The sequence below is a fragment of the Streptomyces sp. NPDC107538 genome (genome assembly GCF_055657445.1).
Genome location: NZ_JBVKAY010000002.1, coordinates 1,020,237 through 1,032,161, shown reverse-complemented (window position 1 = coordinate 1,032,161; position 11,925 = coordinate 1,020,237). Strand labels below are relative to the sequence as shown.

12 protein-coding genes and 1 pseudogene are annotated in these 11,925 nt (G+C 69.4%); 10 read left to right on the top strand and 3 right to left on the bottom strand.

Going from position 1 to position 11,925, the window contains the following annotated elements; all coding sequences use genetic code 11:
• Window positions 1-106 precede the first annotated feature (106 nt).
• From ACZ7MG_RS10505 to ACZ7MG_RS10465, 9 genes and pseudogenes are all read left to right on the top strand, one after another.
• Window positions 107-751: an HAD family hydrolase gene (locus ACZ7MG_RS10505; RefSeq protein ID WP_471384985.1), complete on the top strand. Its 645-nt coding sequence runs from the start codon at window positions 107-109 to the stop codon at window positions 749-751.
• A 54-nt stretch (window positions 752-805) separates the two neighbouring features.
• The gene (locus ACZ7MG_RS10500) at window positions 806-2,038 is read left to right on the top strand and encodes an MFS transporter (RefSeq protein ID WP_471384987.1); all 1,233 of its coding nucleotides are present in this window, start codon (window positions 806-808) and stop codon (window positions 2,036-2,038) included.
• Complete coding sequence (locus ACZ7MG_RS10495; RefSeq protein WP_471384989.1) at window positions 1,989-3,164, top strand: acetoin utilization protein AcuC; 1,176 nt, start codon at window positions 1,989-1,991, stop codon at window positions 3,162-3,164. Before ACZ7MG_RS10500 ends, ACZ7MG_RS10495 begins: the two co-directional genes overlap by 50 nt.
• A gap of 271 nt (window positions 3,165-3,435) precedes the next feature.
• The gene (locus tag ACZ7MG_RS10490; RefSeq protein ID WP_471384991.1) at window positions 3,436-4,251 is read left to right on the top strand and encodes a phosphatase; all 816 of its coding nucleotides are present in this window, start codon (window positions 3,436-3,438) and stop codon (window positions 4,249-4,251) included.
• Between the two features lie 134 nt (window positions 4,252-4,385).
• Window positions 4,386-4,598, top strand: coding sequence for a helix-turn-helix domain-containing protein (locus ACZ7MG_RS10485; RefSeq protein WP_004984898.1), 213 nt, complete (start codon window positions 4,386-4,388; stop codon window positions 4,596-4,598).
• A 166-nt stretch (window positions 4,599-4,764) separates the two neighbouring features.
• Entirely contained in the window at window positions 4,765-4,863 is a 99-nt protein-coding gene (locus ACZ7MG_RS10480) for a 30S ribosomal protein bS22 (protein WP_003948845.1), read from the top strand.
• 302 nt (window positions 4,864-5,165) lie between these two features.
• A complete protein-coding gene (locus ACZ7MG_RS10475; RefSeq protein WP_471384993.1) occupies window positions 5,166-6,233 on the top strand; it encodes an NAD-dependent epimerase/dehydratase family protein in 1,068 nt (355 codons plus the stop codon).
• 24 nt (window positions 6,234-6,257) lie between these two features.
• On the top strand, window positions 6,258-7,328 hold the full coding sequence (locus tag ACZ7MG_RS10470; protein WP_471384995.1) for a lysophospholipid acyltransferase family protein: 1,071 nt from the start codon (window positions 6,258-6,260) through the stop codon (window positions 7,326-7,328).
• Window positions 7,329-7,422: 94 nt separating this feature from the next.
• A pseudogene (locus ACZ7MG_RS10465) lies at window positions 7,423-7,518 on the top strand (glycerol acyltransferase); the annotation flags it as partial.
• A gap of 251 nt (window positions 7,519-7,769) precedes the next feature.
• Here ACZ7MG_RS10465 and ACZ7MG_RS10460 read toward each other — a convergent pair.
• The 3 genes from ACZ7MG_RS10460 to ACZ7MG_RS10450 form a co-directional block, all read right to left on the bottom strand.
• Entirely contained in the window at window positions 7,770-9,002 is a 1,233-nt protein-coding gene (locus ACZ7MG_RS10460) for a DUF5667 domain-containing protein (protein ID WP_471384996.1), read from the bottom strand.
• Window positions 9,003-9,243: 241 nt separating this feature from the next.
• Entirely contained in the window at window positions 9,244-10,020 is a 777-nt protein-coding gene (locus ACZ7MG_RS10455; RefSeq protein ID WP_013001616.1) for an ECF subfamily RNA polymerase sigma factor, BldN family, read from the bottom strand.
• Window positions 10,021-10,416: 396 nt separating this feature from the next.
• Window positions 10,417-11,355: an HAD family hydrolase gene (locus ACZ7MG_RS10450; RefSeq protein ID WP_471384998.1), complete on the bottom strand. Its 939-nt coding sequence runs from the start codon at window positions 11,353-11,355 to the stop codon at window positions 10,417-10,419.
• Between the two features lie 197 nt (window positions 11,356-11,552).
• On the opposite strand from ACZ7MG_RS10450, the gene ACZ7MG_RS10445 reads away from it, so the two are divergent.
• A complete protein-coding gene (locus ACZ7MG_RS10445) occupies window positions 11,553-11,834 on the top strand; it encodes a glutaredoxin family protein (RefSeq protein ID WP_086756013.1) in 282 nt (93 codons plus the stop codon).
• Window positions 11,835-11,925: the final 91 nt, after the last annotated feature.

The window sequence follows — 11,925 nt, the reverse complement described above, 5'->3', positions numbered from 1 at the left end:
GGTACTGCAGGGGGGACCCTGTGGGAGAGTAGGACGCCGCCGAACAAATATTGAGAAAGCCCCCGCCGGGTTCCCGGCGGGGGCTTTCTGCGTTTAGGGTCGAATTATGCGCTATGACCTCGTGATCTTCGATAATGACGGTGTTCTCGTCGATAGTGAGTCGATCTCCAACCGACTGCTTGCGGCCTTTCTTACGGAGTTGGGGTACCCGACCTCGTACGAGGACTCCATTCGGGAGTACATGGGGTCGGCGATGCACCGGGTGCACGAGCTGGTGCTGGAGCGGACGGGCCGGCCGTTGCCCAAGGACTTCGACGATGTCTTCCATGGCCGGGTCTTCGCCGCGTTCGAGCGGGAGTTGAGGCCCGTTCCGGGTGTCGTCGAGGTGCTGGAGAAGCTCGTCGCGGACGACGTGCCGTACTGCGTGGCCTCGTCCGGGAGCCATGAGCGGATCAGGGTGGGGCATCGGACGACCGGGCTGGACCGGTGGTTCGGAGCCGGGCTCGTCTTCAGCGCGCAGGACGTGGGGCGGGGGAAGCCGGAGCCCGATCTGTTCCTGCACGCGGCCGCGCGGATGGGAGTGGCTCCGGAGAGGTGCGTGGTTGTCGAGGACAGTCCCGCCGGGGTGCGGGCCGGTGTCGCGGCCGGGATGGATGTGTACGGGTTCACGACGATGACACCCGCCGACAAGCTCGTCGGAGCCAAGGGGTACTTCTCGGACATGGAGGAGCTGCTCCAACTGCTGAGTTGAGCAGTATTCAACTTCCTCTACCCATGGGTAGGTCGTGCCCCCTACTGTGCCGCCATGACAGATGTGCTGCGGCGCGGTAGGGCCGCGTTGGCGTTCAGCTTCTTCGCTCAGGGTGTCGCCTTCGCGCTGCTCGTGACGCGGATTCCGGCCATTCAGGACCGGTACGGGGTCTCCGACGGGTTGCTGCCTCTCTTCCTCGCCGCCGTGCCGGTCCTCGCCGGGGTCGGCAGTGTCTGCACCGAGCACCTCGTGAAGAAGGTGCCACCGAGTCTGGTGCTGCGGTGGTCCCAGCCCGTCGTGCTCCTGGCGCTGCTCGGCGTGGGCGCCGGTGAGCAGATGGTCGTGCTCGGTGTCTCGCTGGCGGCCTTCGGGCTGGCGGTCGGGGCGCTCGACGCGTCGATGAACATGCTCGGGGTCAGCCTGCAGCGGGCGTACGGGCGGAGCATCATGCTCGGCTTCCACGCCGTGTACAGCCTGGGCGGGATAGCCGGGGCCTCGCTGGCCTGGGTCGGGGCGCACTGGGACCTGGCGCTGGTGGTGTCGTATCTGCCGGTGGTGGTTGTGCTGCTGCCGGCGGTGCTGGTCGGGAGCCGGTGGTACGTCGACGCGGGGTCTGGAGAGGAAGAGAAGAAGGAGGACGCCGTCCTGGCGGGTGCGGGGGCGGGTGCCGCGGTCTCCTTCAAGTTGCTGCTGCCGCTCTGTCTGGTGATGTGCTTCGCCTACATCGGGGACTCGACCGTCTCCAACTGGAGCGCCAAGTACCTGCAGGACGTGCTGGGGAGCAGTGAGCAGCTGGCGACCGTGCCCTACAACGTCTATATGGTCACCACGCTGATCGGGCGGTCGCTCGGGGACTTCGGGGTGCGGAGGTTCGGGGCCGCCGCCGTCGTACGGGCCGGGGCCGTGGTGGCGGCGGTCGGGTTCGCCGTGGTCGCGGGGGCGCCGGGGGCCTGGGTGGGGATGCTCGGGTTCACGCTGCTGGGGCTCGGGCTGTGTGTGCTGGTGCCGCAGACGTTCGCGGCGGCCGGGCGGCTCTTCCCCGGGGCTTCGGACGCGGCCGTCGCTCGGCTGAATATCTTCAACTATGTCGGGTTCCTGATCGGTTCTCCGTTGGTGGGGGCGCTGGGGGACCTCTGGAGCTACCGCGGGGCGATGCTCGTACCGATGGTGTTGGTGCTGGTGACGTTGGTGTACGCCCGGTCGTTCGAGACTCAACCGGACCGATACGGTGGCGGGCATGAGCGGCCGCGCACAGCTGATGTGGGACGAGGCAGTAACGGGCTATGACTTCGGGCCGGACCATCCGATGGATCCGGTCCGGCTGGCGTTGACCCGAAGTCTGGTGACCGCCTTCGGGCTCGACCGGGAGATGGACGTCGTCTCGGCGAAGCCGGCGGGGGAGTCGACCCTGCGGCTCGTGCATCGCGAGGACTATGTGGCGGCGGTCAAGGCCGCGTCGGCCGACCCGCGGGGGGCTGACACGGCGTACGGGCTGGGGACCATGGACGATCCGGCCTTCGCCGGGATGCACGAGGTGTCCGCGCTGATCGCGGGGCAGTCGGTGGGGGCGGCCGAGGCCGTGTGGCGCGGGGACGCGCTGCACGCGGTGAACTTCGCGGGCGGGCTGCACCATGCGATGCCCGGGGGCGCCTCCGGGTTCTGTATCTACAACGACGCGTCGATCGCCATCGCCCGGCTGTTGGAGCTGGGGGCCGAGCGGGTCGCGTACGTGGATGTGGACGTGCATCACGGGGACGGGGTGCAGGCGGCGTTCTGGGAGGATCCGCGGGTGCTGACGATCTCGCTGCACGAGCATCCTCGGACGCTGTTCCCGCAGACGGGGTGGCCGGAGGAGACGGGGGCGCCGTCCGGTGCGGAGGGGTCGGCCGTGAATGTGGCGTTGCCGGCGGGGACCGGGGACGCGGGGTGGTTGCGGGCGTTCCACGCGGTGGTGCCGGAGTTGCTCGCCGAGTTCCGGCCGCAGGTGTTGGTGACGCAGCACGGGGCCGATACGCACTTCGAGGATCCGTTGGCGCATCTGGCGGTGTCGTTGGACGCGCAGCGGGCGGTGCAGGTGGCGCTGCATTCGCTGGCCCATGAGTACGCGGACGGGCGGTGGGTCGCGCTCGGTGGGGGTGGGTACGCGGTGGTGGAGGTGGTGCCGCGGTCGTGGACGCATCTGGTGGCGATCGCGGCGGGGCGGGAGATCGCGCCGGAGGCGGTGGTGCCGGAGGAGTGGCGGCAGCGGGTGTTCGCGTTGACGCGGCAGTTGGCGCCGGCGCGGATGACTGATGGGCGGTGGCCTGTGAGTTGGGCCGACTGGGAGGCGGGGTACGACCCTGCGGATCGGTTGGATCAGGCGGTGCTTGCTGCTCGTAAGGCCGTGTTTCCGTTGCGGGGGTTGTTGCCCTAGGTGGTTCTAGGGGTTCTAGGTGGTTTAGGTGGCTCCTGGGGATTTTCTCGCCCCCGCCGCCCCTACCCGTCCCATCCTGCAGGGGGCTGCGCGCCCCCTTCGGCCCCCCGTCACAGATTCGGGGCTCTGCCCCGGACCCCGTTCGCGCAGTTCCCCGCGCCCCCAAAAAGAGGCAGGTCTCCGCGCCCCGGAAAGAGAAGGGGCTAGGCCAACTGTGTGGTGGAGCAGTGGTTTTCGGGCTCTGGGGGTTGATGTGCGTCAGGCTCGGGGGGTGGTGAGTGGTGGGGTGTTGCGGGAGCAGTTGGTGGCTTTTGGGCTGGCTGGGAGGGTGGCTACCGCTCGGGAGGCGAGTCTGCGGAGTTATCGGTTGTTCGCGGCTCGGGATCCTCGGTTTTTGATCGGGATTGATCCGGACGGGGCATGGCGGCAGCGGGATGTGCTCGGATTGATGGCGGAGAAGTGTGGGGTTTCGGCCGATCCGCGGTGCGCGTCAGGGCAGGATGTGATTGATCCGGAGCTGACGCTGGGGGCGTTGGACCGGTTCGCGGATCGGGTCGGGGCCGTCGCTCACCGTGGTGGACGGGTGCTCCTCGGGACCGGGCATCCGCATCGGCTGATCGGCTTCTACGGCGCGTTGGCGGACGCCTTGTCGTCGGCGGGATGTGAGGTTCTCACCCCCGCGACGGGTAGACGTGTCGACATAACGACCCGGTTCGGTCTACGCACGTACAACCTTGACTACGTACGAGGTGTCGCTCTGGTCCGCGAAGCGACCTCCCTTCACTCCGGTTGTGCGACCGGCGTGCACACGCATTCACCGCTGCCGGTTCGGACGGTTCTGGCGGCCGCCGCGGAGGCCGGCGGGCCGCTCCCGGAACTCGTGGTGGGAGACCACGGCTGGGTCTGCGGGGCAGGTCAGCTGGGGTTCGAGGCCATCGGTCTCGCCGATACGGACGATCCCGCACTCTTCGTGGGGGAGGCGGAGGGGCGGGTGTCCGTCGTCGTTCCACTTGATGACGGTGTGCGGTCTGATTACTACCGACCGCTGACCCGCTACGTACTCAATCGGGCGTGTCTGTCACAGTAGGCCGCCGATGGCATCCCCTCTTCCCCACTCGCATCACCCGCCCCTACATTGGGGAGTGAGCACGCAACGACGAAGAGTCACCGGAAGGGGAAGCCGGTGGCCGTCGAGTCGAGTGCGGAAGGTTCAGGTGTGTCATGGCTGCAGCTGGCGAGAGGCCTCTGAACGAGGTTCAGTTCCTGACCGTGGCGGAAGTCGCCTCGGTGATGCGAGTGTCCAAGATGACCGTGTACCGCTTGGTGCACAGCGGTCATCTGCCGGCGATCCGGGTGGGCAGGTCCTTCCGGGTGCCGGAGCAAGCGGTGCACGAGTACCTCCGCGAGAGCTATGTGGGGGTGGAGACGGCCTGACGGCCACCGGGATCGAGGGGTCCCGGAGGCCCTGCGGGACTTCCGGGATACCCCCGCTCCTCCTCGATTACGACCTCAGCGCTCGGACGGGTAGGCTGGCCCCTCGTAGGTCGTATGGGCCCATGGCGCCCAAACGCCGAGTGATGAGAAGTGAGCGAGGGTAGTCGTGGGCTCTGTTATCAAGAAGCGGCGCAAGCGGATGGCTAAGAAGAAGCACCGCAAGCTGCTCAAGCGCACCCGCGTTCAGCGTCGCAACAAGAAGTAAGGCGGCCCGGCCCCGGAATTGAGGGGTCCCGGCCGGCCCCCTCGCGCAAAGGGGGTCGTACGCCTTGCTTTCTTGCGCGAGCGCTGTTGAGAGCGCGTTCCGCGACCCCCCACCGCATGCGGTGGGGGGTCGCGGTGTTTTCGCCGGCCGCCTGCGGTCGCGTGCATTCGCCGGTCATTCACGGGGTCGCGGTCACCACAGCGCAACATCCAACCGCTAACGTGGCCGCACACGGGGAACGCGGCAGAGTACGAGCAGAGTTACGCCTATGTGAGCGGACGTCGGGAAGGAAGGCGCTGATCTTGGGGAAGGTCGTGCTCGTCACCGGTGTGGCCCGTCAGCTGGGAGGCCGCTTCGTGCGGCGGATCCAGCGTGACCCGCAGGTCGACCGGGTCATCGCGGTGGACGCGGTTCCGCCCGGACACCATCTGGGCGGCGCGGACTTCGTCCAGGCCGACATCCGGCAGCCCGCCATAGCCCGACTGCTGGCCGAGTACACCGTGGACACCGTGGTGCACATGGATGTCACGGGCACCCCGCTGGGCAGCGGTGGCCGGGCCACGCTGAAGGAGACCAACGTCATCGGCACCATGCAGTTGCTCGGTGCCTGTCAGAAGTCACCTTTGATCAAACGTCTGGTGGTCAAGTCCAGCACCAACGTGTACGGGTCCGCGCCGCGCGACCCGGCCGTGTTCACGGAGACCACCCCGCCCAAGTCGCTGCCCAGCGGCGGCTTCGCCAAGGACACCGTCGAGGTCGAGGGGTACGTCCGCGGATTCGCCCGGCGGCGGCCCGATGTGGCCGTCTGTGTGCTGCGGTTCGCGAACATCCTCGGGCCGAGCGCCGATTCACCGCTCGCCTCGTACTTCTCGCTGCCGGTGCTGCCGACCGTGCTGGGTTACGACCCGCGGCTGCAGTTCGTGCACGAGGACGATGTGATCGAGGTGCTGCGGATCGCCTCGCACGAGCCGGAGCGGGGCACGCTCAACAGCGGCACGTTCAACATCGCGGGCGACGGCGTCCTGCTGCTGTCGCAGTGCGCGCGGCGCCTCGGGCGGCCGACGGTGCCGCTGCTGATGCCGGCGGTCAGCTGGGTCGGCTCGATGGTCCGTACGCTCGGCGTCACCGACTTCTCGCCGGAGCAACTGCGGCTGCTGACCCACGGGCGGGTCGTGTCGACGAACCAGATGCGCGAGACGCTGGGCTACCGGGCCCGGTACACGACCGCGGAGACGTTCGCGGACTTCGCCCGCAGCAGGGGGCCCGGCCTCCTGCCCCCCGAGGCCCTCGCTGGGGCCATCGACCGGATCGCCGCCCTGCCCGTGCCCACGCCGGGCGGCGGCCACCCCCCGACGCAGAGCGCCAATTAGCGTTAACCGAGGAGCGCATCGACGATGGCGGACGCCAAGGTCATTCCGTTCGACGACGACCGGACCCGCGGGGGCGCCGTGCAGCGCCCGCCGCGCCGCCGGAGCGCGGGGAGCCGGCGCAAGGGCGAGAACGCGGTCGTCCGGGAAGCCGGTGAGGTCCAGGCCCTCCCCGGAGTGCCGACCAGCACGGATGATGTCCCTGTGACACGGGAGAAGCCGGAGCCGCCCCAGGAGGCCGCCGAGGCACAGGACGGCGGCGCGCTGGAGCGACGGATCGCGGGCGGTCTCGCGTTCCTGCGCAAGCGGCTCACCGGGGACTACGAGGTCGACGACTTCGGCTACGACGCCGAACTCACCGACCAGGTGCTGATGTCGCTGCTGCGGCCGGTATACGAGAAGTACTTCCGGGTCGAGGTGAAGGGCATCGAGAACATCCCGACGGACGGTGGCGCGCTGATCGTCGCCAACCACTCGGGGACGCTGCCGATGGACGGCCTGATGATGCAGGTCGCCGTCCACGACAACCACCCCACCGGGCGGCATCTGCGGCTGCTCGCGGCGGATCTGGTGTTCATGCTGCCGGTGGTCAACGAGCTGGCGCGCAAGCTCGGCCACACGCTCGCGTGCGCGGAGGACGCCTCGCGGCTGCTGCAGCAGGGCGAGCTGGTCGGGGTCATGCCGGAGGGCTTCAAGGGGCTCGGCAAGCCGTTCGGGGACCGCTACAAGCTGCAGCGGTTCGGGCGGGGCGGCTTCGTCTCCACCGCGCTGCGGGCCGGGACGCCGATCATTCCGTGCTCGATCGTGGGCGCGGAGGAGATCTATCCGATGATCGGGAACTCCAAGACGCTGGCCCGGCTGCTCGGTTTCCCGTACTTCCCGATCACGCCGACGTTCCCGTGGCTCGGCCCGCTGGGCGCGGTGCCGCTGCCGACGAAGTGGACGATCCAGTTCGGCGAGCCGATCCCGACGGACGGCTACCCGCCGGAGGCCGCCGAGGACCCGATGCTGATGTTCAACCTGACGGACCAGGTACGGGAGCAGATCCAGCACACGCTGTACAAGTTGTTGGTGCAGCGGCGGTCGGTGTTCTTCTGAGGGCGGACTCGGGATGCCTGGGCCCGTCGGACGGAGTCCGGCGCAGCCGTCCGAAGCCCGCGAAGCGTCGCGAGGGCGGCAATGTAGATGGGTCCCGATGCTGATGTTCAACCTGACCGACCAGGTACGGGAACAGATCCAGCACACGCTGTCCAAGTTGCTGGTGCGGCGGCGGTCGGTGTTCTTCTGAGGGGCGGTCGTCCGGGGATCCGGCGGTCGGGCTGGGCGGGGGTGGGTCCGCTGCTCGGCGGTGACGAGGTGCCGCCTGCGCCCACCCGTGCCGCCCCAGCGGCACGATTGCCCGCAGCCGGGAAGCTGGGGCAGCCTGCGGCGCTGCGGGCAGGGCGGTTGCTGCGGCTGCGGCGGCCACGCACGAGTGGGGCGCCCTTCCCGAAGAAGGGCGCCCCACCGTCGTAGGGGACTGGCCGGTGTTGGCGTGGGCTAGTTGTTGTCGTCGCCGTTGATGCCCAGGCCCGGGAGGAGGCCCGGGAGGAGGGGGGGGAGGGTGACGTCGGGTTCTTGGGGCGGGGTTGTTTTGTCGGTGGGGGGGGAGGAGCTGGCGGTGTTGTCCTGGGGTGGGTCCAGGAGGCCGCCGGTGGTGCCGCCGACGAGGCCTTCGCCGCCGCTCTCCGAGTCGGAGGTGGACGGCTTGGGCTTGCCGGTGGTGTCCTGGCTGCCGGTGGCGGAGCCGCCCGTGGCGGTCGGGGCCGGGTGGCCGGGGGCCTTGGTGCCGGGGGTGCCGGAGCCCGTGGAGCGCTGCTTGCCGTCGCCGCCCTGGACGGGGGGCTGCGGCAGGAGCGACGAGTGCGGGGCGACCTCGTCGTCTATGGCGTCGAAGACCGACGAGACCTGCTGACTCACGTCCCCGAGCTGCACGGGCAGCCGGTCGCGGAGCGCGCCCCAGGCCTCGCGGTGGGACCGGGAGAAGGCGGAGAGGGCCTGGATGGGGCCGAGGGACTCCGGATCTCGCTCGAAGGCCTCGTGGAGCAGCCGGTGGCCCTCGGCGGCGTCGTGCCGCATCCCGCTGAGGGCGCGGCGGATCTCGCCGAGGGACTCGTGGTCGAGCTGTCCGCCCCGGTCGCGCTCCATGAGCCGGCGGGCCTCGCCGAGCCGGGTCGACGCCTGGTCCAGATAGAGCCGGCCCCGGTCGTCGCTGTCGTCGGCCAGGGTGAGCTTCACGTCCTCGATGCCGCGCTTGAGGCCGTAGAGCGAGTCACCGGGCAGGGCGTCCGAGCTGGCGGCGGCCACACCGCCGAACGCGCTCGCGGCCACGCCGACGCTGAGCCCGCCGGCGGCGAGGCCCTTCGTCAGGCGGGACCGTGGTCGCAACTTGCCCAGCGGGCTTGCCCGGTGCGCGCCTCGCCCCCGGCCCGATCGCTGCTCGGGCACCGTGGTGTCCGCCCGCCCCGGCAGTGTGCCGTCCCGCAGCATGGCCTCCATCGCGGCCACCAACTGGGCGCGATGGACGACCTTCACCTCGGGGTCGAGCACTGGCTTGGGCAGCTCGTCGAGACCGGTGGTGAGGGCCACCATGCGGCCCTGCTCGGTCTGTTCCGCTGCCGGGGCCGGTGTCGATCCCTCGGGCTGCTCGGCCGCCGTGCCCCGGTCGGACAGCTCCTCCAGGGCCTGGGCGAAGGCGTTCGCCCGCCGGTGCGCCGATACGTTCGCGATCACTGGCGGCACCTCCTCTCGTCATGACGGTCGACTCCCCAGGGGGTCCTGAGGGTTGCACGTCCCCGACCGGGTCACACGATCGAGTGATCGGTGTCGGTCAGGCGCGACCACAGGGAGCCTGTATCCCGCACAACGAGCGGCGCGGCACTTGGGTTACGGACGGCGGATGATCGGGCGAGGAAGTCAACGGACGTCGACGGAGGGTGAGTTGGGCGTCGCGGAGCGTGGATGAGCGGTGTGCTCAGCGGGCGTCGTCCGGGAGGAGGCGGGCGAGGGTGCGGACCGCGCGGTACTGGAGGGTCTTGATCGCGCCCTCGTTCTTGCCCATGACCCGGGCGGTCTCGGCGACGGAGAGGCCCTGGAGGAAGCGGAGGGTGACGCACTCCTGCTGCTGCGGGTTGAGGCGGCGTACGGCCTCCAGGAGGGCGGCGTTGGAGAGGGACTCCAGGACGGAGTCCTCCGGGGAGCGCTCGACCTCGTTGGCGTCGAGCATCTCGCCGGTGGTGACCTCCAGCCGGAAACGGCTGGACTTGAAGTGGTCGGCCACCAGGTTGCGGGCGATCGTGACCAGCCAGGCGCCGAAGTCGCGGCCCTGCCAGGTGAACGTGCCGATGCGGCGCAGGGCGCGCAGGAACGTCTCGCTGGTGAGGTCCTCGGCGGTCGCCTTGCCGCCGACGCGGTAGTAGATGTACCGGTAGACGGTGTCGCTGTACTGGTCGTACAGGCGGCCGAAGGCGTCGGCCTCGCCGGACTGGGCGCGTTCGACGAGGTCCATCATGCGGGCGCTGTCGCTGTCCGCGGCGGGACGGCGGGTGGTCGTGGCGGTGGATCCCGAACGGCCTCGTCTGCCTACCGTCGCGCTGCCGTCGGCCAGTGCGTAGCACGGGCCGACGGGCGCGGCGGAGGTGGCGAGGGCGGGGACGGCGTACGCGGTGGGGACGAAGCCGCGCAACAGTTGGTTGACCGTCGCGCGCAGCGTAGCCAGGCCCGAGGCGTCAACCCCGACGTGTGGGTACACGGGACTCCCAGAGGCAGAGCTTCCATCACGTGCAGTGCGGAACCTTTCACCCGTCGTAGCGACGGAGGGGTACCGGTTTGCGTTTGAGGAGAATAACGCTTCGTGCAGGCACTGCTACACCCAGTTGCTCAAATCATCGATTACGTCGCTTCTGTTACGTATTGGAGGCTGCTCAAGTGCGGTGTCGTGATCGGTTGTTGATCGATTCGGTTCGTGTTCCGCCTGGGTGCGGGGCGTGTTGTGGTCGGGTGCGGAGGGCGTGACTGAGGGGGGCGGAGTGGGGGTAGGACGGCTGGAATGCCGGTCAGGGGCCGGACGCGCGAACGCCGGAGGGGCTGGGAGAACCCAGCCCCTCCGGCGTTCGAGAAGCGATCGGCCGTTCAGTCGTTCAGTCGTTCAGCGGCGGCGGCGGTGCAGCGCGATCGCGGCCGCCGTGCCACCGGCCACCGCGCCCACGCCCGCCGCGGCGGGCAGGCCGACCTTGGCGGCCTTGCGGGCGGTGCGGTAGTCGCGCAGCCGCCAGTCCATCTCGCGGGCGTGCCTGCGGAGTTTGCTGTCGGGGTTGATGGCGTACGGATGGCCCACGAGCGACAGCATCGGGATGTCGTTGTGGGAATCGCTATACGCGGCGCAGCGGGAGAGGTCGAGGGCCTCGGCGGCGGCCAGGGCGCGGACGGCCTCGGCCTTCGCGGGGCCGTGCAGCGGTTCACCGACCAGCTTGCCGGTGTAGACGCCGTCGACGGACTCGGCGACCGTGCCGAGCGCGCCGGTCAGGCCGAGGCGGCGGGCGATCACCTGGGCGATCTCCACGGGCGCGGCCGTGACCAGCCAGACCTTCTGGCCGGCGTCGAGGTGGGCCTGGGCCAGCGCGCGGGTGCCCGGCCAGATGCGCTCGGCCATGTACTCGTCGTAGATCTCCTCGCCGATGATCGTCAGTTCGGCGACGCGATGGCCCTGGACGATGGAGAGCGCGGAGTTCTGGGCGTCCTGCATGTGCTCGGGGTCCTCGGAGCCCGCCAGCCTGAACCAGGCCTGCTGCCAGGCGAACCGGGCGAGGTCGCGGGTCTCGAAGAACTTCCGTTTGTACAGGCCCCTCCCGAAGTGGAAGAGCGAGGCGCCCTGCATGACGGTGTTGTCGAGGTCGAAGAACGCGGCGGCCCTGTCGTCGCCGAGGACCGGGAATTCCGGTTCCTGGACGGCGGCGCTGGGCGCGGGGGAGATGTCCTCCAGCTCCTGGGAGGACTTGCGCGCTGCCTCCGCAGAGGCCTCGCCTGCCAAAACGCTCCGCGCCGTGGCGGAGCGCCTACGGGGAGTGAGCCATCCGAGAGCGGCCATGTCGTGAGCATAGCCAGTCTGTTCGGTGGTTCCGGAGTCGAGAGGTTTGCGTGCTGTGAACTCTCCGCGACCGTGCCGTTAAAGAAGTGATGGGGACGGCGTGTCCGGGTGCGGAAGAGGGGGGAACCGGTGGGGAAAAGGGCAGGTCGTGCGCTTCATGGTGAGGAAGGGGTGTGGAGATCCGGTGCCGAGCGACAATGGCCGGCATGAGTGCCATGTTCCGGCGGACGCCGAAGAATTCCGGTGAGCGGCTCGTCACACTGATCGGAAAACCCGGATGTCATCTGTGCGACGACGCGGAGGCGGTGATCGGGAAGGTCTGCGGTGAGCTGGGCGTTCCCTGGGAGAAGAAGGACATCACCGAGGACGCGGAACTGCACCGGCAGTACTGGGAGCAGATTCCGGTCGTCCTGGTGGACGGCGCTCAGCACACCTTCTGGCGGGTGAACGAGGAGCGCCTTCGCAAAGCCCTCTCCTAGGTCACCCGAGTTGTGACCTGACCGACCAGTCCAAGTGGTCCCAAAAGTCGCTTAGGATCGATGGGCTGGTTGGTCTCGGGGGCGGGATTCG

Excerpts from the sequence above, each read along its gene's own strand:
- ACZ7MG_RS10500 (WP_471384987.1), top strand. The coding sequence starts at position 806 with ATGACAGATGTGCTGCGGCGCGGTAGGGCCGCGTTGGCGTTCAGCTTC.
- ACZ7MG_RS10470 (WP_471384995.1), top strand. The coding sequence starts at position 6,258 with ATGGCGGACGCCAAGGTCATTCCGTTCGACGACGACCGGACCCGCGGG.
- ACZ7MG_RS10485 (WP_004984898.1), top strand. The coding sequence starts at position 4,386 with ATGGCTGCAGCTGGCGAGAGGCCTCTGAACGAGGTTCAGTTCCTGACC.
- ACZ7MG_RS10495 (WP_471384989.1), top strand. The coding sequence starts at position 1,989 with ATGAGCGGCCGCGCACAGCTGATGTGGGACGAGGCAGTAACGGGCTAT.
- ACZ7MG_RS10450 (WP_471384998.1), bottom strand. The coding sequence starts at position 11,355 with ATGGCCGCTCTCGGATGGCTCACTCCCCGTAGGCGCTCCGCCACGGCG.
- ACZ7MG_RS10505 (WP_471384985.1), top strand. The coding sequence starts at position 107 with ATGCGCTATGACCTCGTGATCTTCGATAATGACGGTGTTCTCGTCGAT.
- ACZ7MG_RS10445 (WP_086756013.1), top strand. The coding sequence starts at position 11,553 with ATGGCCGGCATGAGTGCCATGTTCCGGCGGACGCCGAAGAATTCCGGT.